Source organism: Aeromonas caviae, assembly GCF_000819785.1.
Lineage (GTDB): Bacteria > Pseudomonadota > Gammaproteobacteria > Enterobacterales > Aeromonadaceae > Aeromonas > Aeromonas caviae.
Genome location: NZ_CDBK01000079.1, coordinates 13,907 through 39,028, shown reverse-complemented (window position 1 = coordinate 39,028; position 25,122 = coordinate 13,907). Strand labels below are relative to the sequence as shown.

Here is a 25,122-nt window from a genome sequence, read left to right as displayed (position 1 = left end):
GCACAATGCCTGCACCCATCGCCGCACGGGCGGCAGAGAAAGAGAGAAGGAAAATCAAGATGATGGATGTGGCTGATCTGCGTCGCGAATACACCAGGGGTGGACTGCACCGGGCCGATCTGCCGGCCGAGCCCCTCGCCCTGTTCGAGAAGTGGCTGGCCCAGGCGTGCGAGGCCAGACTGACCGATCCCACCGCCATGGTGGTGGGCACCGTGGATGCCGATGGTCAGCCCTGGCAGCGCACCGTGCTGCTCAAGCACTACGATGCCGAAGGCATGGTGTTCTACACCAACATGGGCAGCCGCAAGGCGCATCAGCTGGAGGGCAACCCCCGTATCAGCCTGCTCTTCCCCTGGCACACCCTGGACAGACAGGTGCACGTGACCGGTCGGGTGGAGAAGATGAGCACCTTCGAGGTGATGAAGTATTTCCACAGCCGTCCCAAGGACAGCCAGATCGCCGCCTGGGTCTCCAAACAGTCGACCCGCATCTCGGCCCGTGGCGTGCTGGAGGCCAAGTTCCTCGAACTCAAGCAGAAGTTTGCCAATGGCGAGGTGCCGCTGCCGAGCTTCTGGGGTGGTTTCCGGGTGCGGATCGAGACGGTGGAGTTCTGGCAGGGGGGCGAGCATCGTCTGCACGATCGCTTCTATTACACCCGCGAGGGGGACGGCTGGCACATCGAGCGCCTGGCGCCCTGATGAACATCGCCCGGCTCAAGAACTTCACCGAGATAGTGAAGAACAACTTCAACATCTCGGCGACGGCGGAGAAGCTCTATACCTCCCAGCCGACCCTCAGCAAGCAGATGAAGATGCTGGAAGAGGAGCTGGGGCTGGCGCTGTTTACCCGCAAGGGCAAGAACCTGGCGGGCCTGACCCCCATGGGGGAGCAGGTGATGGAGCTGGCCAGGGGAGTGGTGGCCCAGGTGGAGCAGATTGGTCAGCTTTCCCTCGGGGATCAGCTGGCCACCAGCGGGGTGCTGCGCATCGCCACCACCCACACCATGGCCCGCTACAAGCTGCCGGCGGTCATTACCGAATTCTCCCGCCGCTACCCCGAGGTGAGCATCCAGCTGCATCAGGGAGCCCCTGCCCAACTGGCGCAGATGGCGCAAAACGGGGATGTGGAGATGGCCATCGCCACCGAGTCCATGCACCTGTTCGACGAGCTGGCGACCGTGCCCTGCTATCGCTGGGGGCGCAGCGTGGTGGTGCCCCACGGCCATCCGCTGCTGGACTGCCAGCCGCTGGCCATGGCGGATCTGGCCCGGTATCCCCTCATCACCTATGTGTTCGGTTTCACCGGCCGCTCCAAGATGGACAAGGCGTTCGGTCGCCATGGTCTCAGCCCCCGCATCGTGCTGACGGCCACCGACAGCGACATCATCAAGCACTATGTGCGCCTGGGAATGGGAGTCGGGGTGATCGCCACCTCGGCGTTCGACGAAGGGGACAGGGAGAGCCTGGTCTGCCTCAACATCGATCATCTGATCGCCTCGAGCGTTGCCCATGTGTGCCTGCGCAGGCACGCCCACCTGCGGGACTACATGTACGACTTCATCCACCTCTATGCCCCCCATGTGAGCCGGGAGACGGTGCAGCTGGCGCTGCTCAACCAGGGAACGCCCGCTCCGTCTGCGACCCTGCCCTGGCTCTGACGCCGAGACATAAAAAAGAGAGGCCGTCGGCCTCTCTTTGCATTGCTATCCCCTTGTACTGACCCCTCAGGCGGCTCGGGTCGCCAGATTGACGAAGATCTGGGCTCCCACCAGCAGGCAGTCGTCGTCCAGGTAATAGGGGTTCGCGTGCAGGTAGTTGCAGATCCCCTTGGCCTGATTGCCGCTGCCGAGGAAGAACATGGCCCCCATGCGGCTTGGCGTGGCGTTGATCATGTAGCTGAAGTCCTCGCTGCCGGTCATGGGCTGGCCCTTTGCGTTGATCCCGTCGCTGGACAACACCTCCGAGGCGGCTTGTTGCAGGCGCTCGCAGGCCTGGGGGTGGTTCTCCACTGCCGGGTAGCCGGCATGGACCATGGTGGTCTTGAAGCCGCGCAGCTCGCTCTGGGCGATGATGTCCCTGAAGCTGTTTTTCAGGATCTGGTCGGTTTCGGCATCCATGGCGCGGATGGTGCCACGGGCCTGCACATGATCGGCGATGGCGTTGGGAATGGTGCCGCCGTTGATCATGCCGCAACCAAAGACCGCCGGGCTGAACGGGCTGGTGCGCTTGGCGACGATGTAGTCCATGTCCTCGATGATCCGCACCGCCTCCCGGATGGCATCCAGCCCCTTGTGGGGGGTGGATCCGTGGGCGGAGATGCCGTGCACATCCAGCGTCCAGGCCGACCCCCAGGAGGACATGACCCCCTGGTTGAACTTGATGGTGCCCGTCTCCATGGCGCCGTCGTTGTGCAGGGCATAGACCTCGTCCACCCCCTTCATGCAGCCAAGCTCCACCATCTTTTCGGCACCGGGGACGCGCATGTCCTCTTCCGCCATCTGGAAGATGAAGCGGACGTTGTACCGCAGGCGCTCGCGGTTGGCGGCCAGAAACCTGGCGGCGGTCAGAGCGATCGCCATGTGGGAGTCGTGGCCGCAGTTGTGGGCCATCCCCTCATGGGTGGATTTGAACGCCACCTCGCTCATGTCGTGCATCTCCAGGCCATCCATGTCGGCACGAAAGGCAATGGTGGGCAGGGCAGGGTCGACCGCCAGATCCCCGTGAAAACCGGTGAAACCGGGATACAGGGTGATCCTGTAGCCGAACTCTTCCATCAACCCACGGCAGTAGGCAGAGGTCTTGAACTCGGCCCCGGAGTATTCCGGGATGCGGTGCAGGTGGTGGCGCACTTCGTAGCTGAAGTCGCGCAGGGCCAACAGGTCAGGTTCGATATGGTAGTGGTTCATCAGATGATCCCTTGAATGGAGAAACCGAGCTGGGCAACCAGGGAGGCGCCAAAGAAGCAGCAGGTGGAGACGATCATGAAGATGAGGATCACCTTCCACGACATCTTCTTGAGCTCCTCCAGCTGACCGCCCACCGAGAGGCCGGCGAAGGCCAGGAGCGGCACGCAGCAGGAGAGGAAGGAGATCTTGGCCACGGCATCGATGAAGAGGCCGCGCACCGGGGTCTCGGGCAGGCAGATGAGAATGCCGATGATGGTGGCATAGGCAAAGGCCGGCAGGGAGGAGGGCAGATAGCGCTTGGTCACCAGGGAGGCGAACACCACCAGGGACATGGCGACGAAGCTGTCCCCCATCTGCCACAGCGGCAGGCCCGAGGTCAGGGTCTGGGTGAACATGGCCAGCAGGATCGCCAGGAAGACGAAGCGCATATCCATCACGATGCTTTTCATGCTTTCTCTCCTTTGGCGGTCAGGGCATAGATTTTTTCAGCGAGCGGCAGACCCAGATAGGTGAGGGAGAGCGCTCCCAGGGCCGACGAGAGCAGGTTCGAGGCGGCGGCGATGCTGAGCACCTGCTGGGCCATCGCCTCATCGAGGCCGTTGATGAGGGCACCGGAGGCGGCGCTCAGCATGGAGCCGGATCCCACGCCGGAACCGGCGGCCAGGGCCAGAGGATGCAGTCCGGTGAGGGGGGCGATGCTGCCGAGCACGCTGAACCAGAGGGTGCCGATGACGGAGCCGCACAGGTAGATGGCGAGCACGCCGATGTACTCCTGAGAGCCGGTGCCGAACTTGCCCTGGATCACCGCGACCGAGGGTTCACGGCTGATGGAGGAGCAGGCCCCGATGGCGCGGCGGCCAAAGCCGAACTTCACTGCCAGCGGAATGGCGATGAGGATGGGCAGGAGGTTGCCTATCTCCTGCAGGAAGAGCGGTACGCCGACGCTCAGGATCATCTTGAGGTTGGGGATGATCATCCCCGCATACTGGGTCCCGAGGATCAGCAGGCTGAAACCCACCATCTTGCCGCAGAAGCCCTCTTCTCGCTCGGTGAAGAGCCTCTTCCAGCCGGGAATGCGATCCTTGACGGGCTTGGCGGAGACGATCATGCCGATGATGACGGCAAAGAGCATGGGCAGGATGGGGATGATGGCGATGCCGAGTCTGATCTCCTGCTTCCCGATGAGGGATTGGGCCACGAAGATCAGCAGGGCGGTCGCCAGGGTACTGACTACTACCGTTTTGAGTGGGCTGGTTGGCTGCATAGTGTGTTCTCTTGTTATCCGTTGTCCTTCATGGGCGTCTTTGGTCACGCCATGATGGGGGCATGATAGGAAGCGAGGAGGGGAAGGAATGTGACCGCCATCAAGTCAGCCATATGGCATTTTTTCATGGGGTATGCCGTTTAACCATGGTAAACATATGGTTTAACAACTCATTGGCAGCGGCTTATGCTGCCTCAAACAGGAGTGTGGTGCCGCCCGGGCACCCGGTGCCTGATCCGGGGGGGGCGGATGTGGGGGAAGGAATGGATCTGTTGATCGAGGGTGTGCTCTGGCGCCCCTCCTGGCAAGCGGCGTTGCAGGCCTGGCAGCACCAGGGAAACCGCTGGTGGCTGCTGCTTGGCAAAGGGGAGGCGAGGGAAATGGCACCCTGGTCGGTCAGCCCGCCAGATGGCATTCTCCTTGCCCGCGACCTGCTTGCCGCCTGGCTGGGGGAGGCCGCCTCCCCGCTGATGGCGACACAGCCGGACCGGCAGATCCTGATCGCTGCCTCCGGCTCCCTGCTGACCCTGGCCAGAGAGAGCGGCCTGCTCACCCTGGGGCCCGCGGGGGCGGATCATCGCCTCGGTGCCGATGACGACCTCGGGGTTGCCCTGCAACACCTGCTTGCCCGCCGCCTGATGACCCCGGTGCTGCGCGAGCCTGGCGGGCAGGACGCGCTGGTGCTGCGCCCCCTGCTGCCCGGCGATGAGAGCGCCATCCTGCGTTATTGTTCGGATGCGGCCCTCGCCCGCTATACCCTCAACATCCCCCACCCCTATTCGCCGGAGGCGGCGCGGGACTGGCTTGCCCTGAGTGGGCGCAAGGCTGCTCTCGGGCTGGGATGCACCTGGGCCCTGACTCTGCCCCAGGGGCGTGAAGACGAGCCCGCTCCCTTGGTCGGCTCTCTCTCCCTGCACTGGCACGGGGAGCTGGCATGGTGGGTCGGCGTGCCCTGGCAGAACAGGGGGCTGGCCACCCGGGCCGCGAGCCTGGTCAGGGCGTTTGCCTTCGAGCAGTGGCACCTGCCTGCCCTCACCGCCCGCCACATGCCGGGCAACCTCGCCTCAGGCCGGGTGATGGAAAAGACCGGCATGCACCATGACGGGCGTCGGCCAGATCCGGCCGATGGCGCCCTCATGCTCGATCACTGGCGGCTGGATCGCCCGGCGCGCCTGACGGATGCACGCAAAGAGGCGCTGACCCCCTGGCTGGATGACGAGGAGGTGGCCGTGGCCATACTGCACGGTGAGGGGGTGGCGCTTTTCATGGCGGGGGAGGCGACAGGGGGCGAGCAGACACTCAGCGGGCTGACGGTGCGGCGCTATCCCCAGGCCATGCTGGCGCCAGAGGCGCCCGGGGTGCAGGCCCATGGTGGTGGCGCCCTCCTCAAGGAGTGCGGGGATCTGGGCCTCGCCTATCTGCGGCGATTGCGACAGCCTGACGACGGACGCTGATGGCTTGCGCAAGCTCGCTCATCGCGAAGCCTGGTGCGGGGTCTGTCAGGTGTTTTCCTGAGTCCGCCCTCCCATTTTCAGACAAAGGCAGTGAAGAGGCGCCCCACTTCTGTGGAATAATGGCCGCCCTGCTGTACGAGGAGTAACGCTGTATGTTGAGAACCGAGCGTCCCGGCGACATGCTGCCAGTCTATGAGCTGGTGAGTGCCGCCTTTGGTCGTCCCGACGAGGCCGAACTGGTCAACCGCCTGCGAGAATGTGGGGCCGCCGTGGTCACCATGGTCGAGGAGGAAGAGTACGAGTTCATGGGGCACCTGATGCTGAGCCCGATCACCATTGAGGGACAGGAAGGGCCCTGGTTGGGACTGGCACCCGTGGCCGTGCATCCCGACTGGCAGGGACAGGGCATTGGCTCGGATCTGGTGCGGGAAGGGCTGGACACGGCACTGGAGATGGACTGGAAGGCGGTGGTGGTGCTCGGGGATCCCGCCTACTACGCCCGTTTCGGCTTTCGGCCTGCCAGCGACTTCGGCCTGCACTGCATCTACGAGGTGCCGACGGAGTGTTTCATGGCGATGGAGTTGCAACCCGGCGGGCTCGACGGGGTAAGGGGCGAGGTGCTCTATCACCCCCTGTTCGATGAAGAGCCGGTGGAGTGACCGCCTGCCCATCCATGAAAAAGGACCCTGAGCGGGTCCTTTTTCGTGCCATGCCCATCGCTTGAATGGACGTCACTGGGCTAGGGATTTCAGCTGCTGCTTGCCCGGCGGGTTGTTCCAGTCGATGGGGCCGTGGGTGAAACGGTACTGAAGCCTTGGCAGACTCAATTCCAGCCACTCCTCACGGAAGTAGGCATAACCCTGGTCCCAGTCTGGATCCTGCGCCCAGCCGGTCTGCAGGAAGTGGAGCCGGGTGCCCTGGCCCTCCGGCACGAAGCGCAGGCTGACCTGGGTCTTCTGTTGACGAATGTGGGGAAACTGGGGAGGGAAATTCCAGCTGAAGCTGAGCAGATCATGGGGCATGACCGCCATCACCCGGCACCCTTCGCTGCCACGCTCGCCGAGGGGAGCATCGGGTCTGAAATAGATCTCGAACGGCCCGTTGGGTTCCGGGACCATGAGGCACTCCGGCGCCAGAAAACTGCGCAGCCCGCTCTCCGTGGTCCAGGCCCGCCAGACATCGTCAATGTGGGCGGGTACCAGAATACTGCCTTCAATTTGCTTGTTATCCATAAATCAGTGAACCTCAAACCAGTCATGGACGGGACCTCGGCAGTATAGCCTCTGAGGCGATAAAATAGGCAGCCCTGTGTCACACGGTTACGTATTCAAGAGGGTCCATATTGCCGATTTGACAGCACGGCGGGATCCATCGAGAGTGGGAAGCGACAAGCACGCAACGCAAGGATGGTGTCATGATCAGAATGATGACGGAAGCTGACGAGCCCATGCTGGCGCAGCTCTTCCTCAAGGGAAGGCGCCAGGCCTTCCATTGGGTTGATCCCGCCCTGTTCCGGCTCGAGGATTTTGCCGAGCAGACCCGGGGCGAGGAGATCTGGGTGGCGGAGAAAGGGGGCAGCCCGTGCGGATTCGTCTCCATCTGGGGGGCCGAGAGCTTCGTGCATCATCTCTACGTGGTGGCGGACTGGCACGGGCAGGGCATGGGGCGGGCCTTGCTTGCCGCCGGCTTGGCCGGATACCCCTCCCCGGCCTCCCTCAAGGTGGCCATGCGCAACACCACGGCGATGGCTTTCTATCATCGCCTGGGCTGGGAGAACACCGAAGAGACGGGTCATTGCGACATCACGGGGCCCTGGCGCAGGCTGGTCCTGACAACCGGCGACTAGTCTCCCTCACGAGGCGCGCCCTCTGCCCCGGCAGGGGGCGGCATCAGGGCCCTCCCTCCCGCCACTGTGCCCCGCACAGGCCATCAGCGCCGGCTCGGAGATGAACGAAAAGCATAAAAAAGGCCACTTCCTGCGAAGTGGCCCTTTCCAAACGTTTGGTGGAGCTGGGGGGATTTGAACCCCCGTCCAAAATTACTACATCCTCGGTACTACATGCTTAGTCACTCTTTACATTCGCCAACACGCTGCGGAGAGACACGCCACGCATTGACTAGCTCGATTGGTTTTAATGCTTCCGCCCCGAGCAGGACTTCCACACGATCCTGTGAAGGATGACCTTCCATTTCCCTAGGACACAGGCAAGCTAGGGGAGAAGGGCTCAGCGCAGGTTATTAAGCTGCGAGTGCGTAGTTTTCGTCGTTTGCGACTATTTTTTTGCGGTTTATTAACGAGGCCTACCGCACCTCGGCATGCACCTTGGGTTTCGTGAATCTTGTCGAATCCAGAATCAGCCCCAAGTTGTCAAAAGGGATTGTACGCAAAAATCCTGTCATGGCAAGGCGTTGATGGCAATCGACCGGCCTTGGCCGGTCGATTGCTGGTTTATTGGTCGCCGCATGGGGGCCGGCGGCGCACAATCAACCGCGGTGCTTGTTCTTCATGATACGGGCCTTCTCACGGTCCCATTCCCGTGCCTTGGTGTCTTCCCGCTTGTCGTGCTCTTTCTTGCCTTTCACTAGGCCGATCTCGACCTTGACCCAGCACGCTTTCCAGTAGAGGGCCAGCGGCACTATGGTGTAGCCCTGACGAGCGGTCAGGCTCTCGAGCTTGTCGAGTTCACGGCGACTGAGCAGCAATTTGCGGGTGCGGGTCGGATCGCATACCACGTGGCTGGAGGCGGCGTTCAGCGGCAGGAAGCTGGAGCCGAACAGGAAGGCTTCCCCCTGCATGAAGATGACATAGGCTTCGCTGATGTTGGCCTTGCCCGCCCGCAGGGACTTCACTTCCCACCCTTGCAGGGACAGGCCGGCCTCCACGCGCTCTTCGATGAAGTACTCGTGACGGGCGGTTCTGTTGAGTGCAATGGTGCTGGACCCGGCTTTGTTTTTACTGTTCTTTTTGCTCATGACGGGGGCCTTAGGCAATGTTTAGGAAGGCGCATTATACGTGGGTGGCGGCGGCTGTAAAACGCACAGCGCTCCGAGTGGCGGCTTTGTGAGCAGTTCGATGACGATTTTGAGGGAAGGGCGGGGCGAGAGCAGGCCACACTGGCCGGAAAGTGTGCGATTGCCCTGCTTGGTGACCCGCGAACAGTTTCGGCGGTGATTTTGGCTGACAAGGTGATAAAATCGGGCCGATTGGATGAGGAAAACCCATGCCCCGTATTACTCGCAGTGCCCTGGTGATGTTCAGCGCGGAACAGATGTTCCGGCTGGTCAATGATGTTGATGCCTATCCTGAGTTCCTGCCCGGCTGTGTCGGCAGCCGTGTTCACGAGTCAGGTGAAGACTACATGATGGCCTCGGTCGATGTGGCCAAGGCAGGTATCGCCAAGACCTTTACCACGCGCAACCAGCTTGATGCCAATCGCACCATCAAGATGGAGCTGGTGGAGGGGCCTTTCAGCAAGCTGGCGGGATGGTGGACCTTCACACCCCTGGACGTGGATGCCTGCAAGGTGGAGTTCGATCTCGACTTCGAGTTCACCTCCAAGCTCATTGAGCTGGCCTTTGGCCAGATCTTCCGCGAGCTGGTGAGCTCCATGGTGCTTGCCTTCTCCAATCGTGCCAAGGTGGTTTACGGTGTCTGAGCTCCTCAATATCGAAGTGGCCTATGCCCTGCCCGAGCGGCAGACGGTGCTGTGCATCCGGGTCGCGCCCGAGACCAGCGTGCTGGCGGCCATCGAACAGTCCGGCATCCTGCAAAAGCACCCGGAGATCGACCTGTCGGTCAACAAGTTCGGTATCTACAGCCGTCCGGTGAAGGGCACAGAGTCGGTGCAGGAGGGGGATCGCATCGAGATCTACCGCCCTCTCATCGCCGACCCCAAGGAGATGCGCAAGAAGCGGGCGGAGAAAGCCAAGGAAGAGGGGCGCGCCGATGTGGTCACCGGCGGGCGACCCGATGTGCACCGCAAGCGAGACGATGCCGGCACCTGACGGGTGATGTGCTGTGACAAGGGGCGCCGTGGCGCCCCTTTGTGATCGTCTCGCCCGGCACGGGGCATCACAGGGTGAGCAGACGCTCGTTTTCCACCGTCTCTATCCCGCTCTCCTGGATGGCAAGGCGCGCCATGGCGTGCGCCACCTGACTGGCCTCGATGGCACGCCAGCGGCGCAGCGACCCGCGCAGCAGGGGCTTTACCAGCGGATAGATGGCCTGGATGATCTGCTCCGAACGGCGCGCAGGTTCGCGATGGCCGAGCAGCATGGCCGGGCGCAGGATGACGAGCCGCTGCCACTCCTGGGCCAGCAGGGCCTGCTCCATCTCGCCCTTGGTGCGGGGATAGAGAGCAGGGGAACCCGGGTTGGCGCCCAGACTGGAGACCACCAGCAGGCGGCGGCAGCCGTGGCGACGGGCGAGCGCGGCAAAGGCCAGCACATAGTCGAGATCGACCCGGCGAAAAGCCTCGGCCGAGCCGGCATCCTTGCGGGTGGTGCCAAGGCAGCAGAAGGCAATGTCCACAGGGGCGGGCAGCGTCAATCTGTCCAGCGCGTCGAACGAGGTGGGCAGCCAGGTGCGTCCCGGAGCGGGATCGCCGGGTTTGCGGCAAAGCAGGAGGAGGTCGTGCTCCGTCCCCAGCTCGCGCAGCAAGGCTTTGCCAATCAGACCGGTGGCGCCGGCAATCAGGAATCGACTCATGATGATCTCCTCGGGGCAATGAGGTATCCAGAGTGTGGCCCGGCGACATCGCCGGGGCCAGAGAGAACAAAACCGGCAGAAGCCGGTTTTGTGATGTCATCTAGAGCGGTGTGGTGAAGGCGGCAGGGAGAGGGAAATCACCGGTCACGGTGGCCAGTCTGTCACCCACGAAGTTGAGGGTCAGCTCCTTGCGCTCCTTGTCGCCCCGACCGGGCTGGAACTCATAGAGGTAGTACCAGGTGTTGGGGTCAAAGCTGTCGCGCAACATGGGAGAACCCAGCACGAACTCGACCTGTTCGCGGGTCATGCCCTGGCGCAGCTTGTCGACCTGCTTTTGTTCCACATAGTTGCCCTGGGGAATATCGATGCGATAGACCAGGCTGCAACCGGACAGGGTGAGGGCGGTCAGGGCCGCGGCAATCAGGTGTTTCATCCGCATATCGGGTTCAGATCATCCATACAGTCTTTTTAGCTCGGCAAATCATACCCACTCCCCGTGCGGAAGTAAAAAGCCATTGATCCATCAGCCAATAAAAAGGGCCGCGTGGCGGCCCTGGCAGATCTTGCCCCCTTACATGGCGGCGCGGAAGATGGCGACGATCTCCGCGTGAGTCGCCTGCCTGGGGTTGGTGAGACCGCAGGCATCCTTGAGCGCATTGGTGGCCAGCACGTCGAGATCGTCGGCCCTGACCCCGAGCTGCTCCAGACCGGCGGGGATCTTGACGTCGCGAGCCAGTTGCCGGATGGCGTCAATGGCTGCCGCCGCACCCTGCTCATCGCTCATGGCGCTCACATCCACCCCCATATGACGGGCCACATCCTTGAGCCGACCGGCGCACACCCGGGCGTTGTAGGCCTGGACATGGGGTAGCAGCACCGCATTGCACACTCCGTGGGGCAGGTCGTAGAAGCCGCCGAGCTGGTGAGCCATGGCGTGCACATAGCCCAGGCTTGCGTTGTTGAAGGCCATGCCGGCCAGGAACTGGGCATAGGCCATCTGCTCGCGGGCATGGAGATCCTCCCCCTGATGCACGGCGGTGCGAAGGTGTTCGGCAATCAGTGCGATGGCCATCACGGCGCTGGCATCGGTGACCGGGGTGGCGGCGGTGGAGACATAGGCCTCGATGGCGTGGGTCAGGGCATCCATGCCGGTGGCGGCGGTGAGGCCGGCGGGCTTGGCCAGCATCAGTTCCGGGTCGTTGACCGACATCAGCGGCGTGACGTGCTTGTCGATGATGGCCATTTTCACCTGACGGGATTCGTCGGTAATGATGCAAAAACGGGTCATCTCGGAGGCGGTGCCGGCCGTGGTATTGATGGCGATGAGCGGCAACTGCGGCTTGGCGGAGCGATCCACCCCCTCGTAATCTTTGATGCTGCCCCCATTGGCGGCCACCAGGGCGATGCCCTTGGCGCAGTCGTGGGGTGAGCCGCCGCCGAGCGAAATGACGCAGTCACAGCCGTGGGCCCGGATCATCGCAAGACCCGCCTCGACGTTGGCCACGGTGGGATTAGGTCTGGTCTCGTCGAACACCACGGCACCGATGCCGTGCTCGGCCAGGAGGGCGGCAAGCCGGCCCACCACGCCAATCTGGCCCAGGATCTTGTCGGTGACGATGAGCGCCTTGCGATAGCCATGTCCCTGGATATCTGCTGCCGCTTCCTGCAGGCAGCCCGCCCCCATCAGGTTGATTGCGGGAATGTAGAACTTGAATGTCGCCATGATGGACTCCGTATGATTAGCCATTAAGTGGTATTCGGGCGCCAACATAACAGCGTCGGAGGGGATGAGAAGGGGTCAATGGTATCTCGTTTGCAACTTTGTGGACTCGATCGAGCTCTTTAAATGGACGGTCGCTCAAGGCTTGACAAGGGACGGGAGAGCAAAAGGAGCGTAAAAACGTTTTTCAAGAAATTCATCATCTTAGCAAACGTTTCGCGCCATTTTTGTCAGCTTTGAAGCGCAGAAGTGTGAGGCGCATCAAGGAATTGGAAAGCGCTTTCGACCATAGTTGGCGCCTCCCCGGATGAGGGGATACTGGCTTGAAAGTACCGTAAAGAATCACCTTAACTGCACTCGGCTGCCATGCGGTGGGGCGCAACCAGGAGTCCACTATGTCTGATGTATTTCACTTGGGTTTGAAAAAAGCGGATCTGCAAGGCGCCACCCTGGCGATCGTTCCCGGTGACCCCGAGCGCGTGAAGCGCATCGCAGAACTGTTGGACAACCCGGTGCACCTGGCCAGCCATCGTGAATTCACCACCTGGCGCGGCGAGATGGACGGCAAGGCCGTGATCATCTGCTCCACCGGTATTGGTGGCCCGTCCACCTCCATCGCGGTGGAAGAACTGGCCCAGCTGGGTATCCGTACCTTCCTGCGCATCGGCACCACCGGCGCCATCCAGCCGCACCTGAACGTGGGCGACGTGATCGTCACCACCGGCTCCGTGCGCCTCGACGGTGCCAGCCTGCACTTCGCGCCGATGGAGTTCCCGGCCGTGGCCGACTTCGACTGCACCACCGCCCTGGTGAACACCGCCAAGGAGCTGGGCTCCAAGCTGCATGTGGGCGTCACTGCTTCTTCCGACACCTTCTACCCGGGTCAGGAGCGTTACGACACCGTATCCGGCCGCGTGGTACAACGTTTCCAGGGTTCCATGAAAGAGTGGCAAGCCATGGGCGTGCTGAACTACGAGATGGAGTCCGCCACTCTGCTGACCATGTGTACCAGCCAGGGCCTGCGTGCGGGCATGGTGGCCGGTGTCATCGTGAACCGTACCCAGCAGGAAATCCCGAACGCCGAAACCATGGCGAAAACCGAATCTGATGCCATCAAGATCGTGCTGGGCGCCGCCCGCAAGCTGATCTGATAGCACCACACCGAGTGGGGGGTGGGGGCCGTTGCGAAAGCGCGGCCCCTATCTTTATCCGCCGTTTGCCTCTTTTGCCTTCCTGGCCCTGCTTTCCCCCTTCTTCGTTACCCCTGTTGCCCCGTCATGGCCGCCAGTGCCTGCGCAAAGGGCGCTTCACAGCGGATCTGTACCGCTTCGCCGCTCACCGGGTGCACAAAACCGAGTTCACTGGCGTGCAGCATCAGTCTGGGGGCCCGTTCGCAGCCGGGCGGGAGCAGGCCGCCATAGAGATCGCATCCCAGGATGGGGTGGCCCAGCCACTGGCTGTGGATGCGCAGCTGGTGGGTGCGCCCGGTCTCCGGTACCAGCCTGACCCGGGTCAATGGCACCGGCTGGCCTGCCCCCTCCAGGGTGAGCCGCTCCATCACCCGATAGCGTGAGCGGGCGGGTTTGCCGCTGGCGGCGCAGATGCTCATCAGCGGGAACAGCGCAGGATCCTTGGCGATGGATGCGTCGATGACGCCCTCATCCGCCGCTAGATGGCCGCAGAGCAGTGCCTCGTAAGCCTTGCTCACGGTGCGCTGGCTGAACTGGTGGCAGAGCAGGGCGTTGATGCTCTTGTTTCTGGCCACCACCATGACGCCCGAGGTGCCAAAGTCGAGGCGGTGCACCAGGGTGCAGCCGGGGTAATCCTGTACCAGCCGGTAATGGACCGAATCGAGGTTCTGCGGGTTCTTGCCCGAGAGGCTCAGCAGGCCGCTCGGCTTGTTGATGAGCAGCAGATGCGCATCCTCAAACAGGATCTCGATGGTGGCGGCGCAGGGCGGAGCAACAAAGGTGTCGATGATGGCGGACATGGGGCAACCGGACGATGAAGGGGGAGGGATCATACCCGAACGATGGCGGCGCGGCGAATCTGGGTGTCCGCTCCCAAGGCCTGTCGCCAAGTACTTGATCTCGTTGGTGGAGGCGTTTTGTGACTCCCTCCTGAGTTCATCTGGCCATCTCTTGCTAAGGTATGGCTCCCTGTCATGTTGTAAGGAGTCTGTCCATGGCGTTGCCCGTTATTCTCGATTGCGATCCCGGCCACGATGATGCCATCGCCCTCATTCTGGCGCTGGCGAGCCCCGAGCTGAAGGTGCTGGCGGTCACCACCAGCGCGGGCAACCAGACCCCGGACAAGACCCTCAACAATGCCCTGCGCATCCTGACCCTGCTCGGCCGCGACGACATCCCGGTGGCGGCGGGGGCTGCCAAGCCCCTAGCCCGTGAGCTCATCATCGCCGACAGCGTCCACGGCGAATCTGGGCTGGACGGCCCAGAGCTGCCGGATCCCGCCTTTGCTCCCCGGGCGATGAGCGCCCTTGAACTGATGGCAAGGTGTCTGCGCGAGAGCCCGGAGCCGGTCACCCTGGTGCCGACCGGGCCGCTCACCAACATTGCCCTCTTGCTGGCGGCCTACCCCGAGCTCAAGCAGAAGATCGCCCGCATTGTGCTGATGGGGGGCGCCGCCGGTGCAGGCAACTGGACCCCCGCGGCGGAATTCAATATTTATGTGGATCCCGAAGCGGCCGATATGGTCTTCAAGTCGGGGCTGCCCATCACCATGTGCGGGCTGGACGTGACCCACGAGGCCCAGGTGATGGACGAGGATATCGAGCGGGTACGCGCCATTCCCAACCCGGTGGCGCAGTGCGTGGCACAGCTGCTCGACTTTTTCATGATCTATCATCGGGATCCCAAGTGGGGATTTGCTGGCGCGCCGCTCCATGACCCCTGTACCATCGCCTGGCTGCTGGCGCCCTCCCTGTTTCACGGGGTGGAGTGCCGGGTCGATATCGAAACCGGCGGAACCCATACCCTGGGCATGACGGTGGTGGATCGTTACGACCTGACCGGCAAACCGGCCAATGCCCTGGTGCTGCTGGGGCTCGACAGGGTCGGTTTCATCGAGTTGCTGGTGCAGCGACTGCGCTCATTTGGTTGACATCCTGGACATCGGATAAGGGGTTGGGAATGTGGAAAGGGACGTTGGCGCTGCTGACATGCATGCAACTGACGGGTTGCGCGACCCCGTTCGAGAAGATGTGGCAGGGGCTGGCGACCTGCGAGCTGGACACCCTTCATCTCGACATCGAGACCGGGCGCCCGGCCAATCCGCAGCTCGCCATGTATACCCCTGACAAGGTGAGCGAGGGCTTTGCCTGGTACAAGGTCCATCAGGAGCTGCACGGCCTGCCCATCGTCGGCTTCCTGGTGCCGGCCTCCACCTTCGAGGTACATGCCCTCTTCGTGGATACCCCCATCGCCAATGCCCGCAGGCTGACCCACAACGCCTATGGCAGCGAATTTTCCGACGAGAGGTTGCATGACGAGGGGATGGCCCCCCTGTTGCTGCGCGACCCCAACAATCCCAAGCGCTCCATCATCGACTGCACCCGGGGTGAGTCGGCGGAGCCGCTGCCGGAAGAGTCTTTCGGCGAAGGGGAGTGAGTCCGGGGGAGGGCAACGGGATATCAGGCCAGACAAGAAAGGGGCCAGCCGCAAGGCTGGCCCCTTCTCTATGGGAGCAGACCCGGGTCCGGGGTGTCAGGGATACCCCAGGGTCTGCCTGATGACGGGAAGCTGCGCAGCAATCCAGGCCGGATTGATGGGCCCCCAGTCGCTGATGCGGTAGTGCCCCTGCAGATGGCGAGCCCCCTCGGTCTGCTCGAAGGCGCACTGGATGTCGAGCTCCGCCAGGGCGCTGAGGGTGTCCTGGGCGGTGCGGCGCGGCATGCCGGTTGCCTCCATGATGGCGGGCACGGTGTCCGTGCCCTGACTGATGAGGTGAGCCACGTAGAGCCGGCGATAGAAGCTGGTGCGGGTCTTGCTCGGCTCGCTCATATCTCGTCCTCGAGGCGATCGAAGTAGCGCCAGGTGGCGATGGCCGCCTTGCCCATCACCAGGGCCCAGACACCGAACCAAAACCAGCGGAAGAAGCTCCAGGTGGAGGCATCGGGCTCGGTGCTCGCGATCTTGGTGACGTTGGGAAACATGGAGAACATGTTCACGCGCCAGCCGTAGGAGGTGATGATGGCCAGGCGTTTTTCGAACTCCATGGACTTGGCCTTGGCCTGGACGTCGGCGGCGTTGAACTTGAAGTAGAAGGGCCAGCCCCATTCGGTGTCTTCATTGCGAAACACCCGGATCTTCTCGCCGGGGCGCTCGGTGTAGATGTAATAGACGTCGGTGGTGGGGCCGTCAGCCGGGTTCTTCTGGCTGATGGGGCCATCCTTGTCGGTGCGCTTCACCTCCACCCCGGTGATGGTGGCGATGGTGTGTTCCGGCAGATAGAAATCGAGCCAGAGTGCGGAGAGCAGGGCGATGAGGCCGAGCGTGATAAAAGCGGGTTTCTTGAACTTCAGGCTCATGATGATCTCTCGATGAGGGGGAGTGACGTGCCTCTACCATACCCACATTTGCGAATGCAGCCCAGCCCCTAATGACACCTTGATGGCAAAAACCCGTTTTAAACAGGAGGCGTGAAGGGGGAGGGGGAAGTGCGGGGCCAGCGCCGGGCCCCGCAGTATCGAAGAGATCCTCGCAGTATCAGAGCTGGAACTGGGCGAGCTGCCTGCGCTGCTGCTCGGCGAGCTGTGACAGTTCGTGACTGGCGGCGGCACTCTGGCTGATGCCGGCAGCGTTCTGGTTCACGATCTCGTGGATGTTGGTGAGGTTGCGGCTGATGTCGGCGGTGACGCAGGATTGTTGTTCTGCCGCGGTCGCCACCTGGGCGTTGGCACCGTTGATCTGGTTGACCGCGTCCGTGATGCCCCCCAGCAAGGCCTGTACCTCGGCGGAGAGCTGCTGGTTGTGGCCGAGGATCTCCAGGGTCTGCTGCACGCCGCTGTTGGCGGAGAGGGACTGGCTCTGCAACTGCTCGATGATGGCCTGGATCTCCTTGGTGGAGTCCTGGGTACGGGCAGCCAGCAGGCGCACTTCGTCGGCCACCACCGCAAAGCCGCGGCCGCTTTCACCGGCGCGGGCCGCCTCGATGGCGGCGTTGAGGGCCAGCAGGTTGGTCTGCTCCGAAATGCTCTGAATGACTTCGATCACCTTGCCGATCTGCTCGGACTGGGACTTGAGCCTGGCCACCACAGTCGCGGCGTTCTCCAGACTGCCCGCCATGCGGCCGTTGGCCTCGATGCTTTCGGCAAACAGGGCCAGCCCCTGCTCGACCCGACTGTTGGCATCCCGGGCCAGCTCGTCGGCCAGGGCGGCGTTGTGGTTGACGTTGTCGGCGGTGCTGGCCAGCTCGGTGACGGCGGAGGCCACCTGTTCGGTCTCACCGCGCTGCTGCTGGGCGTTGACCTCTGCCTGGGTCATCACAGCGGCAAGCTCGGTGGCGGCGGAGGCCACATTGCCACTGATGCCGGTCAGGGTCTGGATGGTGTTGGCAAGCTGGCTCAGGGTCCGGTTGATATCCCTGGCGAGCTGGCCCAGCTCGTTGTTGCCTTCGGCATTGGCACGCACGTTGAAGCGGCCGAGGGCGACGGCGTGCATCACCTCCTGCAACTGGCCGATGGGCTGCACGATGCGCCCGGAGATCCACCAGCCACCCAGCAGGGCCGCGATCAGGGTGCCCCCCATCAGCAGCAGGGTGCGCAGCAGGGTCGCGCGGTAGTGGGCCTGCTCCTCGGCAATCTCAGTCTGGGTCAGCTGATTGATGTGGACGGACATGGCATCGATCTGCTTGATGAGCGTCTCCCCCAGATCGCGAAAGTGCAGGCGGGCCTGCTCATAGGCGGCGGGATCGCCACTGCCTTGGTACTTGGCGGTCAGCAGGGGCAGCATGCTGCTGCGGGTATGGCCGAGGTAGGCCTGCAGGGCGGCCGCGACCTGACGGTTGTCCTGCTCGGCTCCGGTGACAACCAGTCTGGTCAGGATGGCGCCAATCTCCAGTTCGGCGGCGGAGAGCTGGGCCGGCAACTGGGCGAAGAGGGCCTCATCGTAGAGGCCGTAGATGGCGTTGGTGCGCAGCCGGTAGGTGGCGTGGATCAGGGCCGCGATGTCGTCCTTGTGGCGGGTGACGCTGGCGGTGGTTTCATTCATGTCCTGAATGGCACCGTCGATTTCCTGTTTGCTGATCACGGCCATCAGCAGCATCAACAGGCTGGCGAGCAGGAGAGGGATAAGCACTTGAAGACGAATGGACAGATTATTCAATGACATGAAAGATCCTAACCCGAAAGAGGAGTGAGGCGGCATCTTACACAGGCGCGACAATCCTTGTCACAGGGTTTTTAATGCTGAATTCTTGCTGAATGAAAAGGTTTTTCTTGTGTTAAAAGAGTGTGATAGGCAAGATCGTCTGCTTGTTACCCTGGAGGTGTAGTGTGTCCGACTGGATTGATCCCGCCATCTTGGCGCTCTTTATTCCCACGTTCTTTTTTGTCTCAGTAACCCCCGGTATGTGCATGACCCTGGCGATGACCCTGGGCATGAGTCTGGGGGTGCGCCGTACCCTGCACATGATGTGGGGGGAGCTTGTCGGCGTCGGCCTGGTCTCCGTGCTGTCGGTGGTCGGGGTGGCGGCAGTCATGCTCAACTACCCGGCCCTGTTCTCTGCATTCAAATATGTAGGTGGCGCCTACCTGGTCTGGCTCGGCATCCAGATGTGGCAGGCCAAGGGCAAGATGGCCATCCCGGCGGATCTCTCGGCGGGTCAGCAGACCAGCCCCATGGGACTGGCCGTGCAGGGTTTCGTGACCGCCATCGCCAACCCCAAGGGGTGGGCCTTCATGGTCTCCCTGCTGCCCCCCTTCATCAATGCGGCCAAGCCGATGGCACCCCAGATAGGGGCCCTGGTCGCGCTCATCCTGGTCATCGAGTTCTCCTGCCTGATGCTCTATGCCAGCGGTGGCCGCACCTTGCGCCATTTCCTCGCCAAGAGCGGCAATGTCACTCTGATGAACCGGATCGCGGGCTCTCTCATGCTGTTTGTCGGGGTCTGGCTGGCCTTCGGTTAGACACCCGCTCAATCTGCCGCCCTATGTGACGCCATGGGGCACCTGAAGAGACATCATGCAAAAAGGCCACCTCCCTGCCCGGGAGGTGGCCTTTTACATGGGCCCGTTTTTCATGGACTCATGGGGTCAGTCGGTCAGGCAGTCCGGATCGAACACGTATTCCCCGGCCAGCCAGCGCAGGATCTCGTTCACGCAGGCCTGATCCTGGAACGGCAGGTAGCGGCTCTTGAGGTGGATGACCTGCTCGGGGGTGAGCTGGGCCAGACCGATGTCCTGGAAGAGCGGCAGGTCGGCCTGGATCATGGCGGAGATCTGCGGCCCGCAGGTGGCGTTGAGGGAGGCGTGCAGCGCCTTGTCAGGATCGTACTGCTTGCCGAGCTTGTAGCTCATGGGCAGGGTGGCGAGCGGCAGGGCCGAGAGGGCCGCCTGCTTCATGGGATTGACCGCATGGCCGCTCACGAGATCCGCCAGCTCTGCCGGACGGTTTTCGAAGGCGCGCAGGTGCAGGAAGCTGCTCGCCTTGCTGCCGTCGTTGACCGGATAGTTGTCCCACAGGAAGGGCTTGCGATGGAGCCAGTCGGCGGCCTGTTTGAGGTGGGCAGCCGGATACTCGGTGGAGCAGACTTTGGGGCCGGTCCAGAAGACATCGATGCGCCTGTCGAGCCCCTGACCCAGATCCTGCAGATAGTGGGGGGGCATGGCACCGAACACCTTCTCCAGCACCGGATCCGTGCTGTAGTAGCTGGGGCAGAACAGCAGGCGGCCTGCGTCTGTGTGGGCCGCGATATCGTGGGCGATGGTGAGCTGCCAGTGGGCGAGATCCGGGGTGTCCCCCTTCATGTCGTCAAACAGGATCGCCAGGATATCGGGCTTGAGCGCCTCCTCGATGAGCTTCACTTTCTCCAGCAGGGCGGGTCGCTGGCGGGCATAGTCGTGATGGGCCCCCATGGGGCTCAGGCCCACCCCGAACGCCAGACCGTTCTCCCGGCACTGGCGGGCGAGCTGGCACAGGGCTTCAAGCTGGTCGGCGGGCCAGGGTGTGGCCCAGTGTTTGCGCAGGTAGCCGTCTTCCTTGGGGGCGTAGAGGTAGAAGCCATAGCCGTGGCGGGGCAGCCACTGGGCGTAGCGGGCACGGGCTTCCCAGCTCCAGCCCTTGCCAAAGAAACCCTCGATGAGGCCCAGCTTGGGCGAGGGAGGATACAGACCGGACAACAGGGTTTGATAAGGCATGGTTCACTCCCTTCTCACACAAATGCGGGCTACGATGGCCGGCGCCTAGACGGGGTCTTCTTCCAGGAAGCGTACCCCTATCTTGCGGGGTTCACCCTCTTCCATTTCCGCCACCGTCCAGAGCAGTCCCTGCCAGGCGACATGGTCACCGACCACCAGATTATCGCCCAACTGATGGGCAATAAAATCGCCGAGGCTCTGATCCGCCACCTCGCTCACATCCAGCCCGTAGAGCGGGGCGAGATCCACCAGCCTGGCGTTGGCCTCCAGCAGGAAGTCACCGAAGAAGCGCGGGCCCAGATCCTGCTCCGGCGCCTGGCTGAAGAGCTGACCGAGGGCGGGCAGGTCGTGCTCGTGGCCGATGACGCACAGGATGTCATCGGATTGCAGGCAGGTACTGCCCGAGGGGTGGAGCAGCTCCTGGCCGCGGAACAGGGCGCAGATGCGGGTGCCCTGAGGCATGCGCAGCTCCCGCAAGGGGGAGCCGATGCACCACTTCTCGGCGCTCAGGCGATAGACGAAGGTTTCCCACTGGCTGTCGAGATCGATTTCCAGCCCAGAGCGGTTGATGGGAGAGGGCGGTGCGGGCACCTCCACTCGCGCCAGCTTTGATGCCAGCGGCAACGAGCTGCCCTGCAGGATCAGCGAAACCAGCACCACGAAGAAGGCGACATTGAAGTAGAGCTGGGCATTGGGCAGCCCCGCCATCATGGGGAAGACCGCCAGGATGATGGGCACGGCGCCGCGCAGCCCCACCCAGGAGATGAACCAGCGCTCGCGCGGCGCGAAGTTCTTGAACGGCAGCAGTCCAATCCAGACCGACACCGGACGGGCAAACAGGATCATCCACATGGCCAGTGCCAGTGCCGGCAGGGCGATGGGCAGCAGCTTGTGGGGCGAGGCGAGCAGCCCCAGCACCAGGAACATGCCGATCTGGCTGAGCCAGGTCAGGCCGTCCAGCACGGAGAGGGTGGTGCTGCGGCTGCGCAGGGAGAGATTGCCAAGCAGCAGGCCGGTGAGGTAGATGGCGAGGATGCCGCTGCCCCCCACCGCCGTGGTGAGGGCGAAGATGAGCAGGCCGCCGCTCACGGTGAGCAGGGGATAGAGACCGGGGGCGAGCTTGGCACTGTTGATGAGCTTCCACAGCAGCCAGCCCCCCGCAAGGCCGATGCCAGCGCCCAGACCAAACTGCTTGACGAGTTGCAGCAGCAGGAAGCCGGCATCCAGCCCCTGCTGGGCGGTGGCCAGCACCTCGATCAGGGTGACGGTGAGAAAGACCGCCATGGGATCGTTGCTGCCCGATTCAATCTCCAGGGTGGCGCTGACCCGCTCGTTGAGGCTGCGCCCGCCGAGCAGGGAGAAGACCGCCGCCGCATCGGTGGAGCCGACGATGGCACCGATGAGCATCCCCTGCATCAGGTTGAGGTCGAACAGCCAGGCGGCGGCGAGGCCCGTTAGGCCGGTGGTGATGGCCACCCCGACCGTGGCCAGCGAGAGCGCGGGCCAGAGTGCGACCCGAAAGGAGGAGACCCGGGTGCGCATGCCGCCGTCCAGCAGAATGATGGCCAGTGCCAGGTTGCCCACCAGGTAGGCGACCGAGTAGTCGGCGAAGTGGATGCCGCCGGGACCATCCTCACCCGCCAGCATGCCAACGGCGAGGAAGATGACCAGGATGGGGATGCCGACTCTGGAGGAGAGTGCGCTCAACAGGACACTGGCGCCCACCAACAGGGCACCGATGAAGAAGAAACTGTTGACGGTGGTGGCATCCAATGGCGAACTCCTTATGGCGGGCTGCAAAACAGGCACATTATATGCAGATTGACCCCCTTTGTGTGGCTTAATTGTGCATTGTTTTGCAGTTTTTTACGTTTGTTGCGCAGTTTTCAAGCAGGGCGAGGGCGAAGTGACCGCGCGGGAAAGCGCAGGGAAAGGGGGCAATGAATGGGGCTTTCAGGGCCGGCTCAGGGGGCGGCAGAGGGCGGAAAAATGCCGTGGTCGGGAAGGGGGCAGGAGCGCCGACGGGCTCCTGCGAGGAGGGTCAGTCGTCCTCGTCGTCCTTGACCTCCCGGATCTTGTCCTTGTACTTGGGCAGCTGTTTCTCGAGCTGCTTCATGTCCTTGATGGCGTTGAGAAACAGGCCGAGCAAAAACAGCAGCGGCAAGCCTATCCATAACCACAAGCTCATCAGAATCTCCTTTCGTGGTGTGCCGGGGTGACATAGCGGGCCAGGATCTCGTCGAGATGGGCCAGGATGCACTCCTTGCCTTCAATATCCGCCCGTTCCAGACAAAGCGCCAGCGCCGCCGGATCCAGGGCCAGCCCGTCGGATTCGGGTGCGAAGCTCAGGTGCCAGGGCTCGTAGGCCACCCCCTGATCCGGTTGCTCCCCTTTTGCATAGGGCAGGAAGAAGCCGAAGTCGTTCATGTGATCGTCCAGCCATTCGCGCAAATCGGCAAACCAGCCGCCCGCCTCGTACTCCCAGGGTTCCAGCGCGAGCCGGGTGCCGGCGGGGAGGCAGTCCGGATCGTAGATGTCGAGATCCGTGCCCCAGTGATGGCGGCTGGTGCCGGGCAGGGCGCTCCAGTGCAGGATGGCGTGCAGTCGTTCGGTCTCGCCCAGTTGCAGGGCATCGAGGGGCTGGTTGTGCGCATCCAGCAGAGGGCGCTCCCCGCGCCACTTGCCGTTCCAGATGGCGAGCTGGCGCTCGAAGCCGCGCCAGCTGGAGGCCGCCTGCAGGTTGAAACCGGCATGGGCGGCAGCCACCTGCATGTCGTTGAAGGCCGCCGCGGTGGCGGCGGTCAGACGATGGGGGCCGCGCCCCACCAGGATGAGGTGGCTCTCATCCAGCCCAAGCAGTTGATCCTGATTCATGGTCTGGTCTCTCTTGTCCGGAGCGCCGCTCATGCCAGCAGTCGTGCCAGCACCCCTTGGTACATGTCCGCCAGCAGATCCAGATCGTCCGCCTTCACGCACTCGTTCACCTTGTGGATGGTGGCGTTGACCGGGCCGAGCTCGATGACTTCCGCCCCGGTGGGAGCGATGAAGCGCCCATCGGACGTGCCCCCCGTGGTGAGCAGGGCCGGCTGCTGGCCGTTCACTGCCGCCACGGCGGCGACAGTGGCGTCCAGCAGGGCGCCGGTGTCCGTCAGGAAGGGCTGGCCGGAGAGGGTCCACTTCAGCTCGAAGTCCAGGCCGTGACGGGTCAGCAGCGCCTCGACCCGCTCGCGGATAGCCGCATCGGTGAGCTCGGTGCTGAAGCGGAAGTTGAACTGGACCTGCAACTCCCCCGGGATGACGTTGGAGGCGCCGGTGCCGCCCTGGATGTTGGCGATCTGGAAGCTGGTGGGGGGGAAGTAGGCGTTGCCCTTGTCCCACTCGATGGCGGCGAGCTCCGCCAGCGCCGGGGCCGCCTTGTGGATGGGGTTGTCCGCCAGATGGGGGTAGGCGACGTGGCCCTGCACCCCGCGCACCAGCAGATCGCCGGTGATGGAGCCGCGACGGCCGTTCTTCACCACGTCCCCGACCTGGGCGGTGGAGGAGGGTTCGCCGACGATGCACCAGCGGATCTTCTCGTTGCGTGCCTCCAGGGTGTCGATGACGCGCACCGTGCCGTTGATGAAGGGCCCCTCTTCATCCGAAGTGATGAGAAACGCGATGGAGCCCTTGTGGTCCGGGTGCTCGGCCACGAAGCGCTCGGTCGCCACCACCATGGCGGCCAGGGACCCCTTCATATCGGCGGCGCCCCGGCCATGGAGCATGCCGTCCTTGATGGTCGGCTCGAATGGCGGGGTGTCCCACTTCTCCAGGGGGCCGGCGGGCACCACGTCGGTGTGGCCGGCGAAACAGAAGAGGGGGCCCTCGCTGCCACGGCGTGCCCAGAGGTTGGTGGTGTCCTCGAAGATCATGGGTTCGATGACGAACCCCAGGCGCGCGAGGCGCTCCGCCATCAGGGTCTGGCACCCTTCATCCAGGGGGGTCACGGAGGGGCGGCTGATCAGATCCTTGGCCAGTGTGATGACGTCCGACATCGGTGTTCCTTAAACAGAAAAAGTTAACGGGAGAAGAGGGATTGATAGAGGTCTGCCTTGAAGCCCAGGGTCAGGGTACCGTCCTGGTCCAGCAGCGGGCGCTTGATCATGGCCGGGTGGGCCAGCAGCAGGTCACGGGCCTTGGCGGTGTCGAGCCCCTGTTTTTCTGCTTCCGGCAGGGCGCGGAAGGTGGTGCCACGGGTGTTGAGCAGGGCTTCCCAGCCCAGCTTGGCGAGCCAGAGATCGAGCTGCTCCGGGCTCAGACCGTCGGCGCGGTGATCGTGAAAGCGGTAATCGATACCCGCCTCCTCCAGCCACTTGCGGGCCTTCTTGATGGTGTCGCAGTTCTTGATGCCATAGAGGGTGGTGGCCATGGGGGATCCTTTGTCTGCGGGCCTGCGGCCCTGAAATCGTGCAAGGGCCCGATTCTGGCATTGTGGCCCCCCCATGGCAACGCTCATGGCCGGATGGGCTGGTTTTACCAGTCAGGCCGAATGGAGAAGGGAGGGGGCCGCGCGCCAGCACACGCTGGTCTGGGACGGGATGCGCTGCGGTATCAAAGGGGGAGACCGGGGGCAGGAGGCCCTTATGCTGCACGCCTGGCCGGATAGGACGACAGGGGGCAGGGCGCCTCACAGGGACACACACCTGGCCGGATGGGGCCGC

At 63.2% G+C, this 25,122-nt stretch carries 29 protein-coding genes and 1 other RNA gene; 11 read left to right on the top strand and 19 right to left on the bottom strand.

Features of this window, described 5'->3' with window-relative positions; translation table 11 throughout:
• The first annotated feature begins 59 nt into the window (after positions 1 to 59).
• Both pdxH and BN1120_RS12715 read left to right on the top strand, forming a co-directional pair.
• Positions 60 to 698 carry a pyridoxamine 5'-phosphate oxidase gene (gene pdxH, locus BN1120_RS12720; protein WP_042016369.1) on the top strand — a complete coding sequence of 213 codons (639 nt, stop codon included), beginning with the start codon at positions 60 to 62 and terminating at the stop codon, positions 696 to 698.
• The gene (locus BN1120_RS12715) at positions 698 to 1,657 is read left to right on the top strand and encodes a LysR substrate-binding domain-containing protein (protein ID WP_010673960.1); all 960 of its coding nucleotides are present in this window, start codon (positions 698 to 700) and stop codon (positions 1,655 to 1,657) included. The genes pdxH and BN1120_RS12715 overlap by 1 nt, the downstream gene beginning before the upstream one ends.
• A gap of 66 nt (positions 1,658 to 1,723) precedes the next feature.
• Here the strand turns inward: BN1120_RS12715 and BN1120_RS12710 are convergent, their stop codons facing one another.
• From BN1120_RS12710 to BN1120_RS12700, 3 genes are read right to left on the bottom strand one after another with little or no spacing between them, the layout of a single operon-like run.
• Positions 1,724 to 2,905, bottom strand: coding sequence for a M20 metallopeptidase family protein (locus BN1120_RS12710; protein ID WP_039039892.1), 1,182 nt, complete (start codon positions 2,903 to 2,905; stop codon positions 1,724 to 1,726).
• Positions 2,905 to 3,354 carry a hypothetical protein gene (locus BN1120_RS12705; RefSeq protein ID WP_042016367.1) on the bottom strand — a complete coding sequence of 150 codons (450 nt, stop codon included), beginning with the start codon at positions 3,352 to 3,354 and terminating at the stop codon, positions 2,905 to 2,907. The genes BN1120_RS12710 and BN1120_RS12705 overlap by 1 nt, the downstream gene beginning before the upstream one ends.
• Positions 3,351 to 4,169 (bottom strand): DUF3100 domain-containing protein, encoded by an 819-nt coding sequence (locus tag BN1120_RS12700; protein WP_010673963.1) that lies wholly within the window; start codon positions 4,167 to 4,169, stop codon positions 3,351 to 3,353. Before BN1120_RS12700 ends, BN1120_RS12705 begins: the two co-directional genes overlap by 4 nt.
• Positions 4,170 to 4,432: 263 nt before the next feature.
• On the opposite strand from BN1120_RS12700, the gene BN1120_RS12695 reads away from it, so the two are divergent.
• A complete protein-coding gene (locus BN1120_RS12695; RefSeq protein ID WP_042016366.1) occupies positions 4,433 to 5,623 on the top strand; it encodes a GNAT family N-acetyltransferase in 1,191 nt (396 codons plus the stop codon).
• A gap of 152 nt (positions 5,624 to 5,775) precedes the next feature.
• Positions 5,776 to 6,282: a GNAT family N-acetyltransferase gene (locus tag BN1120_RS12690; protein ID WP_010673966.1), complete on the top strand. Its 507-nt coding sequence runs from the start codon at positions 5,776 to 5,778 to the stop codon at positions 6,280 to 6,282.
• 72 nt (positions 6,283 to 6,354) lie between these two features.
• On the opposite strand, the gene BN1120_RS12685 is transcribed toward BN1120_RS12690, so the two are convergent.
• Entirely contained in the window at positions 6,355 to 6,855 is a 501-nt protein-coding gene (locus tag BN1120_RS12685) for an SRPBCC family protein (RefSeq protein WP_010673967.1), read from the bottom strand.
• A 182-nt stretch (positions 6,856 to 7,037) separates the two neighbouring features.
• Between BN1120_RS12685 and BN1120_RS12680 the strand changes: the two genes are divergently transcribed.
• Positions 7,038 to 7,469, top strand: coding sequence for a GNAT family N-acetyltransferase (locus BN1120_RS12680; RefSeq protein WP_042016365.1), 432 nt, complete (start codon positions 7,038 to 7,040; stop codon positions 7,467 to 7,469).
• A gap of 156 nt (positions 7,470 to 7,625) precedes the next feature.
• Here the strand turns inward: BN1120_RS12680 and ssrA are convergent.
• Together ssrA and smpB are read right to left on the bottom strand one after the other, a co-directional pair.
• Positions 7,626 to 7,985, bottom strand: a transfer-messenger RNA (tmRNA) gene (ssrA, locus tag BN1120_RS20820).
• Positions 7,986 to 8,107: 122 nt separating this feature from the next.
• Positions 8,108 to 8,596: an SsrA-binding protein SmpB gene (smpB, locus tag BN1120_RS12675; RefSeq protein ID WP_010673973.1), complete on the bottom strand. Its 489-nt coding sequence runs from the start codon at positions 8,594 to 8,596 to the stop codon at positions 8,108 to 8,110.
• A gap of 248 nt (positions 8,597 to 8,844) precedes the next feature.
• Here smpB and BN1120_RS12670 point away from each other — a divergent pair, with 248 nt between their 5' ends.
• Both BN1120_RS12670 and BN1120_RS12665 read left to right on the top strand, forming a co-directional pair.
• Complete coding sequence (locus BN1120_RS12670) at positions 8,845 to 9,279, top strand: SRPBCC family protein (RefSeq protein ID WP_010673974.1); 435 nt, start codon at positions 8,845 to 8,847, stop codon at positions 9,277 to 9,279.
• On the top strand, positions 9,272 to 9,628 hold the full coding sequence (locus BN1120_RS12665) for an RnfH family protein (protein WP_039039886.1): 357 nt from the start codon (positions 9,272 to 9,274) through the stop codon (positions 9,626 to 9,628). Before BN1120_RS12670 ends, BN1120_RS12665 begins: the two co-directional genes overlap by 8 nt.
• A 67-nt stretch (positions 9,629 to 9,695) precedes the next feature.
• On the opposite strand, the gene BN1120_RS12660 is transcribed toward BN1120_RS12665, so the two are convergent.
• The 3 genes from BN1120_RS12660 to yiaY all read right to left on the bottom strand — a co-directional run bounded on the left by BN1120_RS12660 (position 9,696) and on the right by yiaY (position 12,054).
• A complete protein-coding gene (locus BN1120_RS12660) occupies positions 9,696 to 10,331 on the bottom strand; it encodes an NAD-dependent epimerase/dehydratase family protein (protein ID WP_042016364.1) in 636 nt (211 codons plus the stop codon).
• Positions 10,332 to 10,431: 100 nt separating this feature from the next.
• Positions 10,432 to 10,770 carry an outer membrane protein assembly factor BamE gene (locus tag BN1120_RS12655; RefSeq protein ID WP_029314185.1) on the bottom strand — a complete coding sequence of 113 codons (339 nt, stop codon included), beginning with the start codon at positions 10,768 to 10,770 and terminating at the stop codon, positions 10,432 to 10,434.
• A 132-nt stretch (positions 10,771 to 10,902) separates the two neighbouring features.
• Positions 10,903 to 12,054 carry an L-threonine dehydrogenase gene (gene yiaY / locus BN1120_RS12650; protein ID WP_041212682.1) on the bottom strand — a complete coding sequence of 384 codons (1,152 nt, stop codon included), beginning with the start codon at positions 12,052 to 12,054 and terminating at the stop codon, positions 10,903 to 10,905.
• A 392-nt stretch (positions 12,055 to 12,446) separates the two neighbouring features.
• Here yiaY and udp point away from each other — a divergent pair, with 392 nt between their 5' ends.
• A complete protein-coding gene (gene udp, locus BN1120_RS12645; protein ID WP_010674037.1) occupies positions 12,447 to 13,202 on the top strand; it encodes a uridine phosphorylase in 756 nt (251 codons plus the stop codon).
• Positions 13,203 to 13,309: 107 nt separating this feature from the next.
• On the opposite strand, the gene BN1120_RS12640 is transcribed toward udp, so the two are convergent.
• Positions 13,310 to 14,041: an RluA family pseudouridine synthase gene (locus tag BN1120_RS12640; protein WP_080768016.1), complete on the bottom strand. Its 732-nt coding sequence runs from the start codon at positions 14,039 to 14,041 to the stop codon at positions 13,310 to 13,312.
• A 194-nt stretch (positions 14,042 to 14,235) separates the two neighbouring features.
• On the opposite strand from BN1120_RS12640, the gene rihA reads away from it, so the two are divergent.
• Both rihA and BN1120_RS12630 read left to right on the top strand, forming a co-directional pair.
• Entirely contained in the window at positions 14,236 to 15,171 is a 936-nt protein-coding gene (gene rihA, locus BN1120_RS12635; protein WP_042016362.1) for a pyrimidine-specific ribonucleoside hydrolase RihA, read from the top strand.
• A 29-nt stretch (positions 15,172 to 15,200) separates the two neighbouring features.
• Positions 15,201 to 15,677, top strand: coding sequence for a hypothetical protein (locus tag BN1120_RS12630; RefSeq protein ID WP_029314217.1), 477 nt, complete (start codon positions 15,201 to 15,203; stop codon positions 15,675 to 15,677).
• A 96-nt stretch (positions 15,678 to 15,773) separates the two neighbouring features.
• Here the strand turns inward: BN1120_RS12630 and BN1120_RS12625 are convergent, their stop codons facing one another.
• From BN1120_RS12625 to BN1120_RS12615, 3 genes are all read right to left on the bottom strand, one after another.
• A complete protein-coding gene (locus BN1120_RS12625) occupies positions 15,774 to 16,070 on the bottom strand; it encodes a winged helix-turn-helix domain-containing protein (RefSeq protein ID WP_039039881.1) in 297 nt (98 codons plus the stop codon).
• Positions 16,067 to 16,597, bottom strand: a complete 531-nt coding sequence (locus BN1120_RS12620; protein WP_039039880.1) for a DUF1523 family protein — start codon at positions 16,595 to 16,597, stop codon at positions 16,067 to 16,069. The genes BN1120_RS12625 and BN1120_RS12620 overlap by 4 nt, the downstream gene beginning before the upstream one ends.
• Positions 16,598 to 16,775: 178 nt before the next feature.
• A complete protein-coding gene (locus tag BN1120_RS12615; RefSeq protein ID WP_042016360.1) occupies positions 16,776 to 18,398 on the bottom strand; it encodes a methyl-accepting chemotaxis protein in 1,623 nt (540 codons plus the stop codon).
• A gap of 164 nt (positions 18,399 to 18,562) precedes the next feature.
• On the opposite strand from BN1120_RS12615, the gene BN1120_RS12610 reads away from it, so the two are divergent.
• Complete coding sequence (locus BN1120_RS12610; RefSeq protein WP_039039878.1) at positions 18,563 to 19,195, top strand: LysE family translocator; 633 nt, start codon at positions 18,563 to 18,565, stop codon at positions 19,193 to 19,195.
• A 126-nt stretch (positions 19,196 to 19,321) separates the two neighbouring features.
• On the opposite strand, the gene BN1120_RS12605 is transcribed toward BN1120_RS12610, so the two are convergent.
• From BN1120_RS12605 to BN1120_RS12585, 6 genes are all read right to left on the bottom strand, one after another.
• The gene (locus BN1120_RS12605; RefSeq protein ID WP_042016359.1) at positions 19,322 to 20,425 is read right to left on the bottom strand and encodes a beta-N-acetylglucosaminidase domain-containing protein; all 1,104 of its coding nucleotides are present in this window, start codon (positions 20,423 to 20,425) and stop codon (positions 19,322 to 19,324) included.
• 45 nt (positions 20,426 to 20,470) lie between these two features.
• Positions 20,471 to 22,198, bottom strand: a complete 1,728-nt coding sequence (locus BN1120_RS12600) for a potassium/proton antiporter (RefSeq protein WP_010674047.1) — start codon at positions 22,196 to 22,198, stop codon at positions 20,471 to 20,473.
• A 268-nt stretch (positions 22,199 to 22,466) separates the two neighbouring features.
• Positions 22,467 to 22,613 (bottom strand): hypothetical protein, encoded by a 147-nt coding sequence (locus BN1120_RS21580; RefSeq protein ID WP_010674048.1) that lies wholly within the window; start codon positions 22,611 to 22,613, stop codon positions 22,467 to 22,469.
• Positions 22,613 to 23,299: a M15 family metallopeptidase gene (locus BN1120_RS12595; RefSeq protein WP_029314223.1), complete on the bottom strand. Its 687-nt coding sequence runs from the start codon at positions 23,297 to 23,299 to the stop codon at positions 22,613 to 22,615. Before BN1120_RS12595 ends, BN1120_RS21580 begins: the two co-directional genes overlap by 1 nt.
• A gap of 29 nt (positions 23,300 to 23,328) precedes the next feature.
• On the bottom strand, positions 23,329 to 24,456 hold the full coding sequence (gene dapE / locus BN1120_RS12590; RefSeq protein ID WP_042016356.1) for a succinyl-diaminopimelate desuccinylase: 1,128 nt from the start codon (positions 24,454 to 24,456) through the stop codon (positions 23,329 to 23,331).
• 23 nt (positions 24,457 to 24,479) lie between these two features.
• Complete coding sequence (locus tag BN1120_RS12585; RefSeq protein WP_039039874.1) at positions 24,480 to 24,830, bottom strand: ArsC family reductase; 351 nt, start codon at positions 24,828 to 24,830, stop codon at positions 24,480 to 24,482.
• Between the last annotated feature and the right edge of the window lie 292 nt (positions 24,831 to 25,122).

What these genes read in the sequence shown, in the direction of transcription:
- yiaY (WP_041212682.1), bottom strand. Translation starts at nt 12,054, where the DNA reads ATGGCGACATTCAAGTTCTACATTCCCGCAATCAACCTGATGGGGGCG.
- BN1120_RS12690 (WP_010673966.1), top strand. Translation starts at nt 5,776, where the DNA reads ATGTTGAGAACCGAGCGTCCCGGCGACATGCTGCCAGTCTATGAGCTG.
- BN1120_RS12655 (WP_029314185.1), bottom strand. Translation starts at nt 10,770, where the DNA reads ATGCGGATGAAACACCTGATTGCCGCGGCCCTGACCGCCCTCACCCTG.
- rihA (WP_042016362.1), top strand. Translation starts at nt 14,236, where the DNA reads ATGGCGTTGCCCGTTATTCTCGATTGCGATCCCGGCCACGATGATGCC.
- BN1120_RS12605 (WP_042016359.1), bottom strand. Translation starts at nt 20,425, where the DNA reads ATGCCTTATCAAACCCTGTTGTCCGGTCTGTATCCTCCCTCGCCCAAG.
- BN1120_RS12630 (WP_029314217.1), top strand. Translation starts at nt 15,201, where the DNA reads ATGTGGAAAGGGACGTTGGCGCTGCTGACATGCATGCAACTGACGGGT.
- BN1120_RS12700 (WP_010673963.1), bottom strand. Translation starts at nt 4,169, where the DNA reads ATGCAGCCAACCAGCCCACTCAAAACGGTAGTAGTCAGTACCCTGGCG.
- BN1120_RS12640 (WP_080768016.1), bottom strand. Translation starts at nt 14,041, where the DNA reads ATGTCCGCCATCATCGACACCTTTGTTGCTCCGCCCTGCGCCGCCACC.
- BN1120_RS12680 (WP_042016365.1), top strand. Translation starts at nt 7,038, where the DNA reads ATGATCAGAATGATGACGGAAGCTGACGAGCCCATGCTGGCGCAGCTC.
- BN1120_RS12585 (WP_039039874.1), bottom strand. Translation starts at nt 24,830, where the DNA reads ATGGCCACCACCCTCTATGGCATCAAGAACTGCGACACCATCAAGAAG.
- BN1120_RS12705 (WP_042016367.1), bottom strand. Translation starts at nt 3,354, where the DNA reads ATGAAAAGCATCGTGATGGATATGCGCTTCGTCTTCCTGGCGATCCTG.
- BN1120_RS12685 (WP_010673967.1), bottom strand. Translation starts at nt 6,855, where the DNA reads ATGGATAACAAGCAAATTGAAGGCAGTATTCTGGTACCCGCCCACATT.
- smpB (WP_010673973.1), bottom strand. Translation starts at nt 8,596, where the DNA reads ATGAGCAAAAAGAACAGTAAAAACAAAGCCGGGTCCAGCACCATTGCA.
- dapE (WP_042016356.1), bottom strand. Translation starts at nt 24,456, where the DNA reads ATGTCGGACGTCATCACACTGGCCAAGGATCTGATCAGCCGCCCCTCC.
- BN1120_RS12695 (WP_042016366.1), top strand. Translation starts at nt 4,433, where the DNA reads ATGGATCTGTTGATCGAGGGTGTGCTCTGGCGCCCCTCCTGGCAAGCG.
- BN1120_RS12625 (WP_039039881.1), bottom strand. Translation starts at nt 16,070, where the DNA reads ATGAGCGAGCCGAGCAAGACCCGCACCAGCTTCTATCGCCGGCTCTAC.
- BN1120_RS12660 (WP_042016364.1), bottom strand. Translation starts at nt 10,331, where the DNA reads ATGAGTCGATTCCTGATTGCCGGCGCCACCGGTCTGATTGGCAAAGCC.
- BN1120_RS12670 (WP_010673974.1), top strand. Translation starts at nt 8,845, where the DNA reads ATGCCCCGTATTACTCGCAGTGCCCTGGTGATGTTCAGCGCGGAACAG.
- udp (WP_010674037.1), top strand. Translation starts at nt 12,447, where the DNA reads ATGTCTGATGTATTTCACTTGGGTTTGAAAAAAGCGGATCTGCAAGGC.
- BN1120_RS21580 (WP_010674048.1), bottom strand. Translation starts at nt 22,613, where the DNA reads ATGAGCTTGTGGTTATGGATAGGCTTGCCGCTGCTGTTTTTGCTCGGC.
- BN1120_RS12595 (WP_029314223.1), bottom strand. Translation starts at nt 23,299, where the DNA reads ATGAATCAGGATCAACTGCTTGGGCTGGATGAGAGCCACCTCATCCTG.
- BN1120_RS12710 (WP_039039892.1), bottom strand. Translation starts at nt 2,905, where the DNA reads ATGAACCACTACCATATCGAACCTGACCTGTTGGCCCTGCGCGACTTC.
- pdxH (WP_042016369.1), top strand. Translation starts at nt 60, where the DNA reads ATGATGGATGTGGCTGATCTGCGTCGCGAATACACCAGGGGTGGACTG.
- BN1120_RS12615 (WP_042016360.1), bottom strand. Translation starts at nt 18,398, where the DNA reads ATGTCATTGAATAATCTGTCCATTCGTCTTCAAGTGCTTATCCCTCTC.
- BN1120_RS12715 (WP_010673960.1), top strand. Translation starts at nt 698, where the DNA reads ATGAACATCGCCCGGCTCAAGAACTTCACCGAGATAGTGAAGAACAAC.
- BN1120_RS12620 (WP_039039880.1), bottom strand. Translation starts at nt 16,597, where the DNA reads ATGAGCCTGAAGTTCAAGAAACCCGCTTTTATCACGCTCGGCCTCATC.